General features: G+C 29.1%; 19 protein-coding genes. 1 reads left to right on the top strand and 18 read right to left on the bottom strand.

The genetic code is table 11. From position 1 onward, the window contains the following. Window positions 1–10 precede the first annotated feature (10 nt). A complete protein-coding gene (locus tag WA340_RS04690; RefSeq protein WP_336127564.1) occupies window positions 11–1,159 on the top strand; it encodes an O-antigen ligase family protein in 1,149 nt (382 codons plus the stop codon). A 74-nt stretch (window positions 1,160–1,233) separates the two neighbouring features. Here the strand turns inward: WA340_RS04690 and WA340_RS04685 are convergent, their stop codons facing one another. The 18 genes from WA340_RS04685 to WA340_RS04600 all read right to left on the bottom strand — a co-directional run bounded on the left by WA340_RS04685 (window position 1,234) and on the right by WA340_RS04600 (window position 18,217). Next, complete coding sequence (locus WA340_RS04685; RefSeq protein WP_336127563.1) at window positions 1,234–2,385, bottom strand: glycosyltransferase family 4 protein; 1,152 nt, start codon at window positions 2,383–2,385, stop codon at window positions 1,234–1,236. Between the two features lie 75 nt (window positions 2,386–2,460). Further along, on the bottom strand, window positions 2,461–3,597 hold the full coding sequence (locus WA340_RS04680) for a glycosyltransferase (protein WP_336127562.1): 1,137 nt from the start codon (window positions 3,595–3,597) through the stop codon (window positions 2,461–2,463). Continuing rightward, entirely contained in the window at window positions 3,581–5,101 is a 1,521-nt protein-coding gene (locus WA340_RS04675) for a lipopolysaccharide biosynthesis protein (RefSeq protein WP_336127561.1), read from the bottom strand. Before WA340_RS04675 ends, WA340_RS04680 begins: the two co-directional genes overlap by 17 nt. A gap of 1 nt (window position 5,102) precedes the next feature. Next, window positions 5,103–5,987, bottom strand: a complete 885-nt coding sequence (locus WA340_RS04670) for a dTDP-4-dehydrorhamnose reductase family protein (protein WP_336127559.1) — start codon at window positions 5,985–5,987, stop codon at window positions 5,103–5,105. Then, window positions 5,977–6,999, bottom strand: a complete 1,023-nt coding sequence (locus tag WA340_RS04665; RefSeq protein WP_336127557.1) for a polysaccharide biosynthesis protein — start codon at window positions 6,997–6,999, stop codon at window positions 5,977–5,979. The genes WA340_RS04670 and WA340_RS04665 overlap by 11 nt, the downstream gene beginning before the upstream one ends. 8 nt (window positions 7,000–7,007) lie before the next feature. Next, a complete protein-coding gene (locus tag WA340_RS04660; protein WP_336127555.1) occupies window positions 7,008–7,544 on the bottom strand; it encodes a hypothetical protein in 537 nt (178 codons plus the stop codon). A 21-nt stretch (window positions 7,545–7,565) separates the two neighbouring features. Beyond that, window positions 7,566–8,849, bottom strand: coding sequence for a nucleotide sugar dehydrogenase (locus tag WA340_RS04655; RefSeq protein ID WP_336127553.1), 1,284 nt, complete (start codon window positions 8,847–8,849; stop codon window positions 7,566–7,568). Between the two features lie 15 nt (window positions 8,850–8,864). Then, window positions 8,865–10,118: a sulfate adenylyltransferase subunit CysN gene (cysN, locus tag WA340_RS04650; RefSeq protein ID WP_336127551.1), complete on the bottom strand. Its 1,254-nt coding sequence runs from the start codon at window positions 10,116–10,118 to the stop codon at window positions 8,865–8,867. A gap of 14 nt (window positions 10,119–10,132) precedes the next feature. After that, window positions 10,133–11,038 (bottom strand): sulfate adenylyltransferase subunit CysD, encoded by a 906-nt coding sequence (gene cysD / locus WA340_RS04645; RefSeq protein ID WP_027879316.1) that lies wholly within the window; start codon window positions 11,036–11,038, stop codon window positions 10,133–10,135. Then, on the bottom strand, window positions 11,031–11,633 hold the full coding sequence (gene cysC, locus WA340_RS04640; RefSeq protein ID WP_336127771.1) for an adenylyl-sulfate kinase: 603 nt from the start codon (window positions 11,631–11,633) through the stop codon (window positions 11,031–11,033). The genes cysD and cysC overlap by 8 nt, the downstream gene beginning before the upstream one ends. A 7-nt stretch (window positions 11,634–11,640) precedes the next feature. Beyond that, window positions 11,641–12,066: a DUF2061 domain-containing protein gene (locus WA340_RS04635; protein WP_336127548.1), complete on the bottom strand. Its 426-nt coding sequence runs from the start codon at window positions 12,064–12,066 to the stop codon at window positions 11,641–11,643. Between the two features lies 1 nt (window position 12,067). Then, on the bottom strand, window positions 12,068–12,877 hold the full coding sequence (gene cysQ / locus WA340_RS04630; RefSeq protein ID WP_336127546.1) for a 3'(2'),5'-bisphosphate nucleotidase CysQ: 810 nt from the start codon (window positions 12,875–12,877) through the stop codon (window positions 12,068–12,070). Then, the gene (locus WA340_RS04625) at window positions 12,864–13,877 is read right to left on the bottom strand and encodes an SDR family oxidoreductase (RefSeq protein ID WP_336127545.1); all 1,014 of its coding nucleotides are present in this window, start codon (window positions 13,875–13,877) and stop codon (window positions 12,864–12,866) included. The genes cysQ and WA340_RS04625 overlap by 14 nt, the downstream gene beginning before the upstream one ends. A gap of 13 nt (window positions 13,878–13,890) precedes the next feature. Next, window positions 13,891–14,745, bottom strand: coding sequence for a dTDP-4-dehydrorhamnose reductase (gene rfbD, locus WA340_RS04620; RefSeq protein ID WP_336127544.1), 855 nt, complete (start codon window positions 14,743–14,745; stop codon window positions 13,891–13,893). Further along, on the bottom strand, window positions 14,742–15,287 hold the full coding sequence (gene rfbC, locus WA340_RS04615; RefSeq protein WP_336127543.1) for a dTDP-4-dehydrorhamnose 3,5-epimerase: 546 nt from the start codon (window positions 15,285–15,287) through the stop codon (window positions 14,742–14,744). Before rfbC ends, rfbD begins: the two co-directional genes overlap by 4 nt. Further along, the gene (gene rfbA, locus WA340_RS04610; RefSeq protein WP_336127541.1) at window positions 15,287–16,153 is read right to left on the bottom strand and encodes a glucose-1-phosphate thymidylyltransferase RfbA; all 867 of its coding nucleotides are present in this window, start codon (window positions 16,151–16,153) and stop codon (window positions 15,287–15,289) included. The genes rfbC and rfbA overlap by 1 nt, the downstream gene beginning before the upstream one ends. Further along, window positions 16,153–17,169: a dTDP-glucose 4,6-dehydratase gene (gene rfbB / locus WA340_RS04605; RefSeq protein WP_336127539.1), complete on the bottom strand. Its 1,017-nt coding sequence runs from the start codon at window positions 17,167–17,169 to the stop codon at window positions 16,153–16,155. Before rfbB ends, rfbA begins: the two co-directional genes overlap by 1 nt. Further along, complete coding sequence (locus tag WA340_RS04600; protein WP_336127537.1) at window positions 17,159–18,217, bottom strand: hypothetical protein; 1,059 nt, start codon at window positions 18,215–18,217, stop codon at window positions 17,159–17,161. Before WA340_RS04600 ends, rfbB begins: the two co-directional genes overlap by 11 nt.

Below are 18,217 nucleotides of genomic sequence, written 5' to 3'. Positions count from 1 at the left end.
ATTAAAATTTATGAAAACAATATTTAGAAAATTACTTCTTTTAATTTTCCCTTTTACACTTTCATTACCACTAATACCACTAAACATATCTTCTATAGCTTTAGGTTTGTTTTGTTTAGGTGCAATTATAAACGAAAAACCTTCTGTAAAAAGAAAAGTCAAAGATAGTTTTTTAGTTTTGTTTTTACTGTTTTTTTTATCTGACACTCTAAGTAATCTATTAAGGTTAGATTTCAATTCTCATTTTTTTAGAGAAATAAAATTATCTTTCTTAATCTTTCCTATAATTTTCATAGCATACTCTAAAACTATTATTGAAAATTTTAAACCAATTTGCTATTCTTTTGTTTTTGGTGTTTTAGTTTATGTAATATACTCATGGTGGTTTGTTTATGATTTTTACTACATTACTAATCGCGGATATAGACTTTTTTCTTTAACTGATGGTTATATTCGTTATATGCTTTACAATTATCTTCCAGGTGCCATTCATCATTCTTATATAGGAATATATATTGTTTTTTCGATTTCTCTGATACTACATGACATTATTACTTTAAAAAAAAGAATTATTATAAAGTCTTTATTATTACTTATTTTATTTGTTAGTCTGTTTTTCATTGGAAGTAAGTTTTCAATCATTATGCTAATTTTTTTCATATTCAGTTATTTACTGATACTTAAAAAATGGATAGTAAATTTTATATTTATAGCCTCTTCTTTATCTGGTTTATATTTAATTAAAATGTGGATTCTAGGAGTAGGATTAAATAGTAGTTTTTATTCAAGAATTGAGTATTATAAATGCTGTATTATTATTATAAAGAATAATTTTATTTCGGGAGTTGGAGCAGGAAATTTATCAAAGGCTTCTTCATTACTATGTGATAACGACATACTAATACCTCACAATATATATTTAAGATCTTTCGCTGAAAATGGTATTTTAGGCTTTTTGATTCTTGTAGCTATTTCCTTTTATTTAATAAAACACTCATTAAAAAGTAAAGATTATTTATATCTAAATATAGTTTTATTATTAATTTTAGGAGGATTAATAGAAGATTTTATTTTTTTACAGAGAGGCGTGCTATTTTTTATGCTTTTTCTATCCCTTTTTTATGTTAAAAATAAATACAATACTTTACAGCAAATTTAAGCTATATTGTATGATTGAAAAAAACATCTTACGTTTGCTTTTTTTTATAAAAAGCGAGAAAACACAAAGATAGTTTATAGAATATTTAAAATACCTTTATATATTTTACAATATATATTAGCAATTGCTTCCCAATTAAAAGTTTTACTTTCAACAATAGCTGTATTAGATATTTTAGAATAATTATTAAGTAATGCCCTTATTTTACTTGTCTCTAATTTTAAGTCTAATATGTTTATTGGTGCTCCAACATGACCTTCTTTAAAATAACCATCTACGCCTTGGTTTTTAGTATATATAATTGGTAAACCTTGAGACATTGCTTCTATATATACTAAACCAAAAGTTTCTTTTTTAGATAACATTATAAAAAAATCTGATTTATTGAACTCTTTTTTAAGAGTTTCCTTTTCATAAACAGGACCTAAATAATCAATCCAATTATTGGTCTTAATTAATTTTAAAATATTTGAAGACTTTTTTGTTTCTGGACCAATTATAGTAAACTTTACCTTTAATCTATATGTTTTCTCTATATTCTTTAAAAAGCTAATAGCACCTTCTATATTTTTATTACTATTTAAAACTCCAATAAATAAAAATCTAATTTCTTCTTTATTTAAATCTCTAGGTTCTACAGTTGTGTTAAGCCAGAAAGTATCTATACCGTTGGGGATTACTTTAGTTTTTTTTGTAAATTCATTTTCATAGCCACGAAACGTACTTTTTTTTAAAAAATTTTGATAAGAAGGAGATATGAAAATAATGCTTTCTGAAGCTTTTAATATTTCTTTTGCATATAATCTAAGGTTAATGAAATATTTATAGAAAATATTTACATCGGTATTTCTAATTGCCGAAATATAAGGGATATTATACTTCTTTTTTATTTCAAAAGCGACACCTCCATTTGAATACAAAAAATGAGAATGAACTATGTCTATCATGGATAAATCTATTTTAGATTCTATATCATTTAAAATCGTTTTTATTTTTAAATGATATAATACTCTCATGGACTTTTTTAAAATTACAGAATATACTAAGGTAGTATTTTCAAATGCTTTAAATTGTTTTTCAATCTCTTGTAATTTATCATAATTTTCTCCATATTTAAGTGGAACATATATGATTTGATTTACACCTAACTTATCTAGAGATCTAACTAAATTAACATATAAATTGGTATTAAAAAATGCAGAACAAATATGAAGTACTGTGGGCATTATATTTTTACGTTATTAGAGATTGTTATAAATGAAAGCAAAATTTAGTTATTAAAAAATTGTTTTTAACAACAATTAAAAAGGTAACTTTTCTTTATCAAACTTAGAGTTTAAAACCCTAATAGCATCACCTATAGTCTTTATATTGCTTTCTTGAATAATTCTATTGAAACTACTTCTGTTATATAAAAAAATATAGACTCTATTTATAAATATTTTAACACAACTAAAAATAAATTTAAAATTAAATAGACTAAAACGAAAATCTTTAAAAATTTGATTTCGCTTATTATAATCAAAAACAAATAATTTAGCGTACAAGTATTTAAAATTAAAATCCTCTATTTTATTTTCCTGATTGCATGCTCTCAATGCATCTAATACAGATTGAGCCCAAATAGTTGGTCCTGTCCAATATCTAGGGATTCTTTTATCCCAATTTTCTTTAGTTTTATTTGGCAAATGACCAACATCTTCTATCCTAGCAATATGTTGATGTAAAACACCTCTACCTCCAATACTACTAGATGATTTTCCACTTATTACAACAGGAAAATCTAAGTATTTAAAATTGTTTGTATAAAAACATAATGCTATAGCGTTAGCCATATCTGGACTAGGTCCAGGAAAAAAAGAACCAGTTTTTTTGTATATTTTATTTAAAACAGATCTTTCAGCAATTCCATGGTATAAGCACGGTAATTCATTAATATTGGTACCACCTTTTTTCAAGGCATTATTCAGAACTTTAGGTAAGTTTACATCTATAATTTTAAAAGTCCCTTCTTTAAACTTTAAAACACCACTCTTATTGTTTTCTAAAATATTAGACTGTAAGCCTGGCCAAGTATACATTGGCTTGTATGATTTAATAACATCTACTGTATTGTTTTTCATCCATTTAACAACATCAATTATGTAAGGCATTACACCATCGTCATCACCAATAAAACAGACATATTCGCCCGTTGACTTTAATACAGCTTGGTCTGAGTTTCCTGTTTGTGATAGCTTTTCGAGTGTATGGTAATATGAAATTCGCTTATCGTTAACTTCTTTTAGATGTTTTAGTATTTTTTCATTATTATCACTATTATCATGAACTACAAATTCTACTTCTTGAGAGTCTATTGTTACCAAAAAATCCAACAATGGTAAAAGTGTAGAATATCTATTCTTGGTTGGAATTATTATACTAAGCAAATAGTTCATATTTTATAAATTTTAATATATTTTTTGGTTTTATTTTAAAAGAAAAACAGGTTGAGACTATAAATATTAAAACAGATGAAATAATAATATATATAAGAATTAACAATTGATTATTGATTAATTTCTGTTGAATTAAATAAAAAAAGTAGTTTCCTAAAAATATTAGTAAAAGAGGTTTTAAAAAATTTATTATTATCCAATCCTTAGTTTTCATACTAATGTATTTTTTTAATACGATTATAATAAAAATTGGAGTTATAAAACAACTGTATAAAAACCATCCCATTGCCGCTCCTTTAAGTCCATGATATTTTGACAACAAAATAACCAATGGAAAGAGTAAAAATAAACCTAAAATACCCATTTTAATATTGACTTTCGTGTTTCCTTTTGCCAAAAGTATATTAAATGGTATTACTTGAAAAGATAACATCATTTGACCCAATAGTAAATAAAACGCAGGTATACTTGCTTGAAGTGCTAATGTTTCATTCTGAGTCCATAAGGCGAGAAAAAAACTAGAATAAAAAGCTAATACAAATCCTGCTGAACTAGTCAAAAGTAAAACCATTTTAAATGAATTTTTAAATAGCTTTTCTAAATTTGGCACATCATCATTATCATGATAATTTACTAGTTTAGGGAAAATTGCAGTAGCTATAGGACCAGACAATATTACAGGAATCATTGCTAAAGAATAGGCTAATGTATATATTCCTAATTCAGAAACAGAAAAATATTTGCTTATTAATATTTTATCAAATTGAGAATTTAATGCAGCGATAATAGATATTATTAGCATGCCTAAAGCATATTTCCAAACTTTATTTAAAACTTTAAAGTCTCTTTTAAATTTCCAGTGAAACTTATTTTTTTTGTATAATAGTTTCAATAATAAGAATCTTAAGGCTAAAACATATGCTAAATTAACAACTAGTTGCCACCCAAAAAATATCTCAAGCGTATTGTTTAGATAATAAATAGCTAATACTACACCTCCATTTTTTAATAACCCCCATAAGAATTGAAGTAAATTTGAAAGCACTTGTTTTTCCATTCCTATCAAAGCGCCTTGATATGGTTTTGATAAAAAATTGAGACCTAAAGCGAAAGCCATTATTTTAATACCATTAACTGTTGCTTCTTTATCTAAATCTTCAATATTTAACCAACTATCTACTATGTAGTTAGATCCAAAAAATATTAAGCTTGTAATAACAAATACTATTAATAGGTATATTAATTCTATAGACCTAAGAATCTTAAATTTATATTCTCTACTTTCTTCAGAATTATTTCCTTTGGCTAGTTCTCTTTTTAAGGTTGCTGTTAAACCTGCGTCTGCAAAAATCAAAATACCTTGTAAAATAGCATAGAAACTTACTACACCATATATCTTAACTCCAAGAATAGTAATGTATAAAGGAATAAAAATAAAAACAGACAAAATACTCCAGATTCTTCCCAGAATGTTTGCTAAAATGTTCTTATTAACTAAACTCATTTTAAATCTTATACCTTACGTTATAATTAAAATCTAATTTATACTTGTTCATAAACTCATATTGTTCAATTAACATTTGTTTATATGATTTTGAAACAATAAAATCAGGATGTAAGGTATTAATGAAACTTTTATCTTTAAAGAAGTTATCTTTTTTAGTTATTTGAATTTTTTCTTTTTTCCAAATATCTTTAAATAGGCATAGAAGATCGTATTTGGAAATTTTATTATTATTCGTTAAATGATATATCCCTGTTATATTATTTTTTAAAACTGTTACTATACCATAAGCTAATTCTAATGTAGTAACACCACTCCAATAGACCTTTGTAAAACCATTAATTTCACCATCTTGAGACATAAACCAATGAAATAAACCTTCTCCATTATCTTTTAATTCTGGTCCAATTATTGACGTCCTTATTGTAACACTATTTTTGGTATTTATTTCTCCAAGTGCTTTTGACCTTCCATAAACATCATCGGCATCTCTAAAGCTATCTTCCTTATACCCTCCATGACCATTACCAGAAAATACACAATCCGTACTTATATGAATAAATTTAGAACCTTGATTAAAACAAATTCTTTCGAGAAAATGAGGTAGGTAACTATTAATAAGAATCGCATTATCTGATGCTGATTGTGATCCTTTTATTAAAACTCCAACAGCATTAATAACATAATCTGGTTTTAGTTCTTTTATTGTTTTCTCAACCTCATTAAAATTAGTAACGTTCAGAAGAATATGCTCCTTTTGATTTTTTAATTCTCTATGAGATGAGCCTATAACTTCAAATTTATTTAATTCAGTAAGGGTTTTATATATAACATGCCCAGCCATACCAGCCATGCCTAAAAGTAAAACTTTTTTTTTATGCTTCATACTCTTCTAATTCTCTTTTCACATAATCAATTGTTAACAACAACTCTTTCAGTTCTTTAACATTTAACTGTTTTGTGTTGTCAGAATTATACTCATCACCTTGTAATTTAGTGCCATCTGATTGTACATATTTAGTATAATTTAAATCTCTCATATCTGCAGGAACACGATAATATTTTTCCATATTCTCTGATTTCGAAATTTCTTCCTTACTGCATAATGTTTCAAACATTTTCTCACCATGTCTTGCTCCAATAATGCTAATTTCGTTATTAGCGTGAAATAATTCTTTCAATGCTTTAGCTAATGTTAAAACAGTAGCAGCTGGGGATTTTTGGACAAAAATATCTCCAGGATTTGCATTTTTGAAAGCAAACATTACAAGATCTACAGAATCTGTTAATGACATCATAAATCGTGTCATATTTGGATTAGTAATTGTTAAGTTTTTTTCTTCTTTTATCTGTTTTATAAATAAAGGAATTATAGATCCTCTAGAAGCCATCACGTTGCCATATCTAGTAGAACAGATAACTCCATTATTTTCTTGAACTCTAGTATCTCTAGCTTTTGATATTGCTAATTTTTCCATTAATGCCTTGGTCATACCCATTGTATTTATTGGATAAACCGCTTTATCTGTACTTAATACTACTGCTTTTTTTACATTATTTTGAGCTGCTGCTTCTAATACATTTTCTGCGCCTAAGATATTTGTTTGAATAGCCTGCATTGGATAAAATTCACAAGATGGAACTTGTTTTAAAGCAGCTGCATGAAATAGGTAATCGACTCCTTTCATGGCCTTGTTTATACTATTAAAATCACGAATATCCCCAACAATAAAGTTTAATTTATCATTCTTGTAGTTAATTCGCATATCTTCTTGCTTTTTCTCATCTCTGCTAAAAATTCTAATTTCTCTAAGATCAGATCCTAAAAATTTTTCTAAAACTGCGTTACCAAAAGAACCTGTTCCGCCTGTTATCAATAATACTTTATCTTTAAACATATTATTTATTATTTAGTGGTTTTATATGTAACGTTTCGAACATATATTCTCTTTTTACTTATTTCGTTTGTATTATCATTTAATAATTGCAAAATTATTTTATCGAATTCACCTCCGCTTTCTGACAAGTTAACTACAAAAAAAATATCACCATTATTTTCTATTTCATTAATTTTCGAATACCATGAATCATACTTTAAATTGCGTTTTTCAGTATCTTCTCTTAAATCGTCTAAATAAGTCGGAAACGTTCTTACAATAATTCTATAGTTTTCTTTGATATCATTTTCTATTCGTTCGCTTAATTTGAAAACAAGAAAAGTTTTCTTTTGAATTTTATCTTTGAATACGGAGATATTCTCAATTTTAACAGACTCTCCAAGGAGATCATTTACTTCTACTACATTTTCTTTATTGTCTAATTGAATATAGTCTTCTATTGTTTCAATTTTTTTTTCTGGCTTTTTCTTAAAATTATCTTTCTCATTTGAATCTTTACAAGATATCGAAAGAAGGATAATAAAAATAAATACTATCTTATTCATGATTTTTTGTTTTAAATTTTATTAAAGACGTTTATCTACGGTTTTAAATTCTAAAGTTCCTTTAACATCATAAACAATTCCTTTATTAGATTTTAATTTTTTTAAATCTAAATCTAAAAATTCTTTATGTGATACAACATGTACAATTGCATCATAGTTTGTTGCTAATGTTTGAATTGTAGATATGTTATACTCATCCTTAACCTCTTCTTGATCTGCCCAAGGATCATAAACATCCACATCCATATTAAAGCCTTTTAGTGCTTTATAAACATCTATAGCTTTTGTGTTTCTAATATCTGGACAGTTTTCTTTAAAGGTAATACCTAACATTAACACTGTAGCATCCTTAATAGTAATGTCATTTTTTACCATTAATTTTAAGACTTCAGTTGCTACATATTCTCCCATAGAATCATTTAAACGTCGTCCTGCTAAAATTATTTCGGGATGATAGCCTACTTCTTGTGCTTTTTGTGCCAAATAAAAAGGATCTACGCCTATGCAATGTCCGCCTACTAAACCTGGTTTAAATGGTAAAAAATTCCATTTTGTTGCAGCTGCTTCTAAAACCGCATGTGTGTCTATATCTAATTTATTGAAGATTTTAGCTAATTCATTTACAAAAGCAATATTTATATCACGTTGTGCATTTTCTATTACTTTGGCTGCTTCTGCAACTTTAATGGTTGGTGCTAAATGTGTACCTGCTATAATAATAGATGCGTATAAATTATTAATTTCTTCTCCTATTTCTGGTGTAGACCCTGAAGTAACTTTTAAAATATTAGCTACTGTATGTTGTTTATCACCAGGATTAATACGTTCTGGAGAATAACCACAATAAAAATCTTGATTAAATTTTAAACCACTTGTTTTCTCTAAAACAGGAACACATTCGTCTTCTGTTACTCCAGGGTAAACTGTTGATTCGTAAATAACAATATCCCCTTGTTTAAGTACTTTACCTATAGTTTCTGAAGCTTTAATAAGCGGTGTTAAAATAGGTCTATTATTTTTATCTACCGGTGTTGGAACTGTAACTATGTAAACGTTACATGAAGAAATATCTTGAGCTTTATCTGTTAGTTTTAAACCTTTATTTTCATTCTGATTTAAAACAGCTTTTAAATTTTCGTCACTAACTTCTAAAGTATCGTCATGACCGCTGTTTAACTTATCTACACGAGAAGTGTTAATGTCAAAGCCTGTAACTTTATGTTTTTTTGCAAACTCTACTGCTAGAGGTAAACCAACATAGCCTAAACCTATTATTGCAATTGAATAGTTTTTGTTTTCAATCATTTTATTGGCTTTAAATTATACAACCATACCAGCAGCTACAGTCTCATTAGTAGTATCATCTACCAAAATAATACTTCCTGTTGTTCTATTTTCTCTGTATGAGTCTATCATTAACGGTTTTGTAGTTCTTATTTTTACTTTAGAGATATCGTTCATCTTTAAGTCTTTATCCTCGCTGTTACGCTCTAAAGTATTAATATCTATTTTATAAACCACTTCTTTTATCATTGCTTTTTGATCATTAGAAGTATGTTTTATAGTATATTTTGCTCTAGGCTTTGCTGGACTATTATTTAACCAACAGAGCATCACCTCGATATCCTGAGAGGCTTCTGGTTTGTTGTTAGAACGTACAATCATATCTCCTCGGCTAATATCAATATCATCTTCTAATGTTATTGATACAGACATTGGTGCGTAGGCTTCACTAACTTCTCCTTCAAAGGTGTCTATACTTTTTATTTTTGAAGTAAATCCAGAAGGCATTACTGTAACCTTATCATCTTTTCTAAAAATACCACTAGCAACACGACCTGCATAACCACGATAGTCTCTAAAATCTTCACTTTGTGGTCTTAAAACAGTTTGCACAGGAAAACGTGCATCTACTTTATTTACATCGCTACTAATATGCATCGTCTCTAAAGTATGTAATAATGGTGCACCTTGATACCAAGACATATGTTGTGAACGGTTAACCACATTATCTCCTAATAATGCTGAAATTGGTATAAATCTTACATCCTTAACTAACATTTTAGATGAAATACTCTCAAACTGAGAAACAATGTTATTATAAGCATCTTCAGAAAAATCTACTAAATCCATCTTATTAATACATACGATAATATGTGGAATTTGTAGTAATGAAGCTATAAAAGCATGTCTTTTAGTCTGTTCAATAACACCATGTCTTGCGTCTACTAAAATTATAGCCACATTTGCTGTTGATGCACCTGTAACCATATTACGTGTATATTGAATATGTCCTGGTGTATCTGCTATGATAAACTTACGTTTTGGCGTTGTAAAATACCTGTAAGCAACATCTATGGTAATTCCTTGCTCTCTTTCATCTCTTAATCCATCTGTAAACAAAGCTAAGTCTACACCATCATGTCCTTTTTTCTTACTTGTACTTTCTATGGCTTCTAATTGATCTTCAAAAATAGATTTTGAATCGTATAATAATCGACCGATTAGTGTGCTTTTTCCGTCATCTACACTTCCTGCTGTTGTAAATCTTAATAATTGATTATTGTCTAACATGCTTTGCTTTCTTTTTAAAAGTAACCTTCTCTTTTTCTATCTTCCATTGCAGATTCTGAACGCTTATCGTCACTTCTGTTACCTCTTTCGGTTTGCCTCATTGCTGCTACTTCTGTAGCTATCTTCTCTACAGTATCTGCGTCAGATTCTATTCCTCCTGTAATGGTAATGTCTCCTAACGTTCTAAAACGTATTTTTTTTGTTACGACTTCTTCACCTTCATCTAAAATTAAAAATTCAGATTTTGGTATCCATGAGTTACTTCTCCAAACCACTTCTCTTTCGTGAGCAAAGTATAGTGATGGAATTGAGATGTTTTCTCTTTTAATATAATTCCACACATCCATTTCTGTCCAGTTACTTATTGGGAATGCTCTAAAGTGCTCGCCTTCAAAATGCTTTCCGTTAAAGATGTTCCATAGTTCTGGTCGTTGGTTTTTTGGATCCCATTGTCCAAAATCGTCTCGATGTGAGAAAAAACGTTCTTTAGCTCTCGCTTTTTCTTCATCACGTCTTCCTCCTCCTATTGCACAATCTATTTTATTAGCTTCAATAGCATCTAAAAGTGTTGTAATTTGTAGTGCGTTACGAGTTGCATTTTTTCCTTTTTCTTCTGCTACTCTACCTTGGTCAATAGATTCTTGTACAGATCCAACTATTAAATTAGCACCTAATTCTTTAATTAAATTATCTCTAAATTGAATAGTTTCAGGGAAATTATGTCCTGTATCTACATGCATTAAAGAAAATGGTATTTTGCTTGGGTAAAACGCTTTTCTAGCTAAATGAGTAACGACTATTGAGTCTTTACCACCAGAAAAGAGAATGACTGGATTTTCAAACTGTGCCCAAACTTCTCGCAATACAAATATTGCTTCACTTTCTAATTCATCTAAATAGTTTAAGTAATACTTACTCATTGTCCAGTTTTAATTTTGGTGTTATGTGGTTAATAATTTTATTAACCGCTTCTTTTACAGATACTTCTTCTGTTTTAATTTCTATATCAGGTTGTTCTGGTGCTTCGTAAGGCGCCGATATACCTGTCATGTTTTTTATCTCTCCTGCACGTGCTTTTTTATAAAGTCCTTTAACGTCTCTACGTTCACATTCTTCAACACTAGTGTTGATAAAAACCTCGACAAAATTACTGTTTTTAACGATATTCTTGACGTTTTCTCTATCTTTTTTATAAGGTGAAACAAATGCTGCTAAGACAACTAAACCTGCATCAATCATTAGGTTTGCGATTTCTGCAATCCTTCTTATATTTTCTGTTCTATCTTCAGGTGAAAAGGTTAAATCATTATTGATGCCTTTTCTAATATTATCACCATCAAGTGTGTAGGTTTTTATTCCTTTTTCAAAAAGTTGCTGCTCTACAAGGTTTGCTATTGTCGATTTACCAGATCCTGATAGACCAGTAAACCAAATCAAAAACGAATTGTGGTTGTTTTTATATTTTCTGTCCTCACGACTTACTTGATAATCGTGTTGTATAATGTTTTTACTTATATCTGATTTATTTCCTTCTTTCATCTAATCCATAATTTATTTTATACCATGTTCTTTCATGTAAATAGTATAATAGCATTTTTGTAATTACTTCTGCAAAACCTATTTTAAGTCCTGTTAATGGGTCACCTGATATAATCCATGCTAAAATTATTGTGTCTAATGTCCCTATAAAGCGCCATGTTAATGTTTTTGCAATGTGTCTTTTTCTACTTTCTAGTATTTTACCGTCTTTTGATAGGTTAATTTTAAACCATGTTCTTTCATGAAGATAATACAAAACCATTTTTGTAATCACTTCGGAGAAACCAATCTTTAACCCAGTAAACGGATTACCAGATATGATACATGATAGTACAATAGTATCTATTGTACCAACAATACGCCATGTAATAGTTTTGGCAAGGTGCCTTTTATATGAGCTATCTTTCATTTTATTTAGACACTAAAAACCAAGGGTTTAATAAATCTTCTTTGTTATAAAGTAGTGGTTTATTGGTTTCTTTTGAAATTACTGAAATACCAACAGCATTACATATAGCTTGTCCTGCAGCGGTATCCCATTCCATAGTTGGTGCAAAACGTGGGTAAACATCTGCTTTACCTTCTGCAACTAAACAGAATTTTAAAGAACTTCCTTTTGATACTATTTGTACCTCTTTTCCTTGTTGTTTTAAATCTTCTACATAATCAAGTGTTTCTTGACTCATATGAGAACGACTTCCAACAACTTCCACTAATGATGAATCATCTTGTTTTGGTGTCAGTTGAGTTGCTGAACTTAAAACTACATCTATTGAAACATCATGAACATTTAATTCTGATTTAAAAGCTAATTTATTTTCTACATCTGCAACATAAATGGTTTTAATTGCAGGTACATAAATGACTCCTAATTTTGGAATACCATCTTCGGCTAATGCTATGTTTACAGTAAACTCACCATTTCTTTTTATAAACTCTTTGGTACCATCTACAGGATCTACAATCCAGCATTGATTCCAGTGTTTTCTTTCGTTATAATCTGTTTGTTTATTTTCTTCTGAAATAATTGGAATTTCTGTGGGAATTAAAAACGAATTAATAATGTCATTCGCTCTTTTATCTGCTTCTGTTAATGGCGATTTATCGTCTTTGTATTCTACTTCAATTTCAGAATTATACACCTTCATTATTTCCTTTCCGGCATGTAATGAAGCTTTTATTACTGTTTCTAAGTTTTTTGAAATGCTAAATGCTTTCATTATTATCTATATAATATTTTATCGTGTGTTTTATACCTTCTGAAAAGGAAAACTCAGGATTGTAATCAAAATTTGTTTTGGCTTTAGATATATCTGCCAAAGAGTGTTTTACATCGCCTTGCCTTTCTGGTCCGTTAGTTACTTTGGAGGACGTTGAAATGTTTAACGCTGAAAGTCCGTTTTTAATGGCTTCAACCAATTCATTTAAATTAGTGTTATCTCCAAAAGCAACGTTATATACTTGATTAACTGCGTTTGGGTTATCTGTTAAAGCTGCTTTTATATTGGCTTGTACTACATTTTCTATGTATGTAAAATCTCTTGAGTGTTTTCCGTCCCCGTTGATAATAACCTCTTCATTATTTAAAAAACGACCGATAAATTTTGGGATTACTGCAGCGTAAGCTCCGTTTGGATCTTGTCTTTGTCCAAAAACATTGAAATATCTTAAGCCAATAGTTTCTAATCCATAAGTTTTGTAAAAAACATCTGCATACAGTTCATTAACATATTTAGTGACTGCATATGGTGATAATGGTTTACCTATGTTGTCTTCTACCTTTGGAAGTTGTTTACTATCGCCGTATGTACTAGACGAAGCGGCGTACACAATTCGTTTTACGGTTGAAGAGTCTTTAGCCGCCACCAACATGTTTAAAAAACCAGAAATGTTGACTTCGTTAGAAGTTATTGGATCATTAATTGATCGTGGTACAGAACCTAAAGCCGCTTGATGTAAGACGTAATCTACACCTTGCATTGCTTTTTTACAAGTGTACAAATCTCTAATATCGCCTTCTAAAAACTCGCAATTAGATTGTTTGATAAAAGTGCTAATATTAGAAAGTTTTCCTGTTGCAAGATTATCTAAAATAACAACTCTTTTCGCCTGATTTTTTAGTAAATATTCAACTAAATTTGAGCCAATAAAACCTGCGCCACCTGTGATTAAAAAGGTGAGATTTTTTAATTCTTTATTATGAAAATTAGAGCTGTACATCTTAAATTTGTAATTAATTAATTTCTTTCAAACACTTTTCTAAACTTTTCTCCCATTGTATTGGTTCTAAATTTAGAAGAGAATGTATTTTACTAGTATTTAATACACTATACTTTGGTCGTGTTGCAAGTGTTTTAAATGTATTTGAGTCAGTTTTGTAAAGATTAATATCTGCATTTGATTGCTTAAAGATTTCTTTTGCTAAATCATACCAAGTGATTTGTCCTTGGTTTGAATAATGGTATATTCCAAAGTGCTGAGATTTACTATCTATGATTTTTAATATAACTACTGCTAGATCTTTTGCGTAGGTAGGACAACCCGTTTGATCATCAACAACACTTAATTCTTTTCTTTCTTTAGACAACCTCAACATAGTTTTTACAAAATTATTCCCAAATTCTGAATATAACCAAGATGTACGAATAATAAAGTGTTGTGGTAGGTTAGATATTATTGCTAATTCTCCATCTCGTTTTGTTTTTCCGTATACAGATATTGGATTTGTAGTATCTTCTTCGGTATAAGGTAATTTTGCTGTTCCATCAAAAACAAAATCCGTTGAAATATGTATCAAAGTCACGCTATTTTTAAAACAAGCATGCGCTAAGTTTTTAGCTCCAATTTCATTGATCTGTTTAGCTTTTTCTGTCTCTTCTTCTGCTTTATCTACTGCTGTGTATGCTGCGCAATTAATACAATAGTCAAAAGTATTATTTTTAAAATAAGCTTCTACTCCTATGTTATTAGAAATATCTAAATCGTTGCTGCCTAAAAACACAAAATCTAACGTTTTAAAGTCGTTAGATATAGATTGCAAACATTGTCCTAATTGCCCTTTTCCTCCTGTTACTAAAACTTTTATCATTGAGAAAATTGCTTTATTGTTGGTAGTACTTTATCTTTTTCTGATATCATCAATTGGTCTTCATTTAACAACCAGTCTATGTTTAAATCTGAGTCATTATATATAATTCCTTCTTCGGCTTCTTTGTTATATAAATTATCACATTTATAGTTGAAAACTGCTGTTTCACTTAAAACTACGAAACCATGTAAAAATCCTCTTGGAACAAATAATTGCTTCTTGTTTTCTGAAGATAATTTTACTGATACATGTTGTAAATATGTGGGTGAATCTTTTCTAAAATCTACAGCTACATCTAGTACTTCGCCTTGTGTTACTCTTACTAATTTAGCTTGAGCAAACTCACCTTTTTGACTGTGTAATCCTCTTAAAACTCCACGAGAAGAAAAAGACTCATTGTCTTGTACAAAATTTATATTTTGGTTTATCAGCTTATCAAACATTTGTTTGTTGTAGCTTTCAAAAAAATAGCCTCTTGAATCACCAAAAACAGTTGGTTCTAGAATATAACAATCTTTTAATTTTGTCTCTAATGCAACCATTATTCTTCTTTTACTAAGCTTATTAAATGTTTACCATATCCGCTTTTTAAAAGTGGTGTTGCAAGGTCTATTAATTGTTGTTTAGAGATAAAACCACTTGTATAGGCAGCTTCTTCTATTGCACCTATTTTTAATCCTTGTCGTTCTTCAATAACTTGAACAAATTGAGAAGCTTGCATTAAAGATTTAAAAGTACCTGTATCTAACCATGCAGTACCTTTGTCTAATATACTTACTTGCAGCTTTCCTTGTTCTAAATAAGCTTTATTAACGTCGGTAATTTCTAATTCACCTCTATGACTTGGTTTGATATTTTTTGCAATTTTTACTACCTCATTATCATAGAAGTATATACCAGGAACCGCGTAATTTGATTTAGGATATTCTGGCTTTTCTTCAATAGAAAGTGCTTTTCCTTCTTTATCAAAATTAACTACGCCATAGCGTTCTGGATCTGTGACGTGATAAGCGTAAACAATACCTCCATCTGGATTATTATTTGCTTTTAATAAATCTGCAAGTCCTGTTCCGTAAAAAATATTATCTCCTAATATTAAAGCTACTTTATCTTCTCCTATAAATTCTTCTCCTATAATAAATGCTTCTGCTAACCCGTTTGGCGCATCTTGTACGGCATATTGAAAAGTACAGCCTAAATTTGATCCATCTCCTAAAAGCTGTTTAAAAAGAGGAAGATGTTCTGGTGTTGATATGATTAAAATTTCACTTATTCCCGCTTGCATTAATGTTGATAGCGGATAATAAATCATTGGTTTGTCATAAATAGGCATTAACTGCTTACTTAAAACTTTTGTTAATGGGTGAAGTCTGGTTCCTGATCCGCCTGCTAAAATTATTCCTTTCATTAATCAGTATATTTTTTGAGGTACCAATCTATAGTTTTTTTAATACCTGTTTCAAAGTTTTCGTCTGCTTTCCACCCTAATTCATTTTCAATTTTTGAAGCATCTATTGCGTATCTAAAATCATGACCTGGTCTGTCTGTTACAAAAGTAATTTGATCTTTATACGATTTGTCTGCAGGTTTTATTTCATCTAAAATAGAACAGATTGTATCTACAATGTAAAGGTTATTCCTTTCATTTCTTCCTCCAATATTGTAAGTTTCTCCAGCTTTTCCTGTATTAAAAACTAGGTCTATACCTTTACAGTGATCTAATACATATAACCAATCTCTAATATTTTTTCCATCACCATAAATAGGAATGTTTTCTCCTGAAAGAGCTTTTCTGATAATGGTTGGTATAAGCTTCTCATCATGCTGTTTTGGACCGTAATTGTTAGAGCAGTTTGTGGTTACTACATTCATTCCATACGTATGAAAATAACTTCTAACAATAAAATCTGAAGACGCTTTTGAAGCGCTATACGGACTATTTGGCGCGTAAGGTGTGTTTTCTGTAAATAAACCAATCTCGCCTAAGGTACCATAAACCTCATCTGTAGATATATGGTGAAATCTATTGTTTTCACAACCTGCTTTAAATGTAAATGGCGCATCCATCCAATAGGATTTTGCAACATCTATTAAGTTAAAAGTACCTGTTATATTTGTATCTATAAAAGCACCTGGGTTTTTTATTGAATTATCTACGTGTGACTCTGCAGCAAAGTGAATAACCCCATCAAATTGATATTTATCAAACAAAGACTCGATTAATTTTCTATCACAAATATCACCTTCTACAAATGTGTAATTAGGGTTATTTACAACTTCTTGTAAATTAGAAAGTTCTCCTGCATAGGTCAGTTTATCTATATTAACAACCTTAGTGTTGGGATTAGCTTCTATAAAATAAGGGACAAAATTTGAACCTATAAAACCTGCGCCTCCTGTAATAAGAATAGATTTATTCTTCATAATTTAATGTAAATATTATAACTTTTTTAGCTATAAATAAAATGATTAGCAGTATAAATGCTAAAACTGGGAATATAATAGAATATTTTTCTAACCAACTAGAAGACGCATTTCCAACTCTTTGAAAACTTGATATGACTTCAAATATAACATCTTGCTCTATTTTTTCTTCTTCTAATTTTTTTATTTCGTTTCTTATCTTTTGTTCTTCTTTTAACAAGTCAAATTCTCTAGTTTTAGAGCTTTCATTTGAAGTAATTGAAAACTCGCCTAGTCTAACATTCTGTTTTTTGTTATCGGCTTCGGCTCTAACAACATCTATATAAAATTGTTTTAAAGAATCTACTTGCTTTAATTGATCATAAAGATTTTGCTTCTGAATTTCAATTAAAGTATCTCTTCTTTTCATCTCCTTATTAGTATAATCGTTGGTAAAAGAGTTTAAAATACCTCCTTCTAAATCTTTAAATATGTTAGACTTATACGCATTAGCTTTTATTAAAAAATATCTTCCTGCATACACACTCCTGTTTTCTAAAAACTCTTCATAAGAATAATCTTGAGCTCTAACAGAATCTAGTTTACTAATAAACTCCTCATACTGCAATAATTTATCATTTTCAGTTTCTGGTCCTGGTTCTATTTCAAAACTTTTAACTTCGTTTATAACATCATCTCCAACTTTAAATATGTCTTTTAAGGTTTCTTTCTCGTTATTGGAAATTAATGCGTTAAAATAATTTATGTTAGTTACTAATTGATATTTTGAATTAAAATATGGCTCTACCAACATTTCTGTAGTATAAATTGTTGGTCTTGATTTTTCTAAAGCATAACCTACTATAGCTGCTATAAGCAAAACTCCTAAAACTATTTTCCAACTTTTAAAAAGTGTCTTTAAGGTATAAATAATTGAAGAGAAAATTGTTTTAAGAATGCCTTTAAAGAAATCTAAAACTTTGTTTATTGCATTTCCAATAAGATTAAAAAAAACAATTAAGTCTACTTCTTCGTTTTGTTTTTGATTGTTTGGTAATTCTTTACTCAT

The sequence above is a fragment of the Mesoflavibacter sp. CH_XMU1422-2 genome (assembly GCF_037029245.1).
Lineage (GTDB): Bacteria > Bacteroidota > Bacteroidia > Flavobacteriales > Flavobacteriaceae > Mesoflavibacter > Mesoflavibacter zeaxanthinifaciens.
The sequence above is the reverse complement of the archived record's forward strand: the minus strand, read 5'-3'. Positions and strand labels throughout refer to the sequence as shown.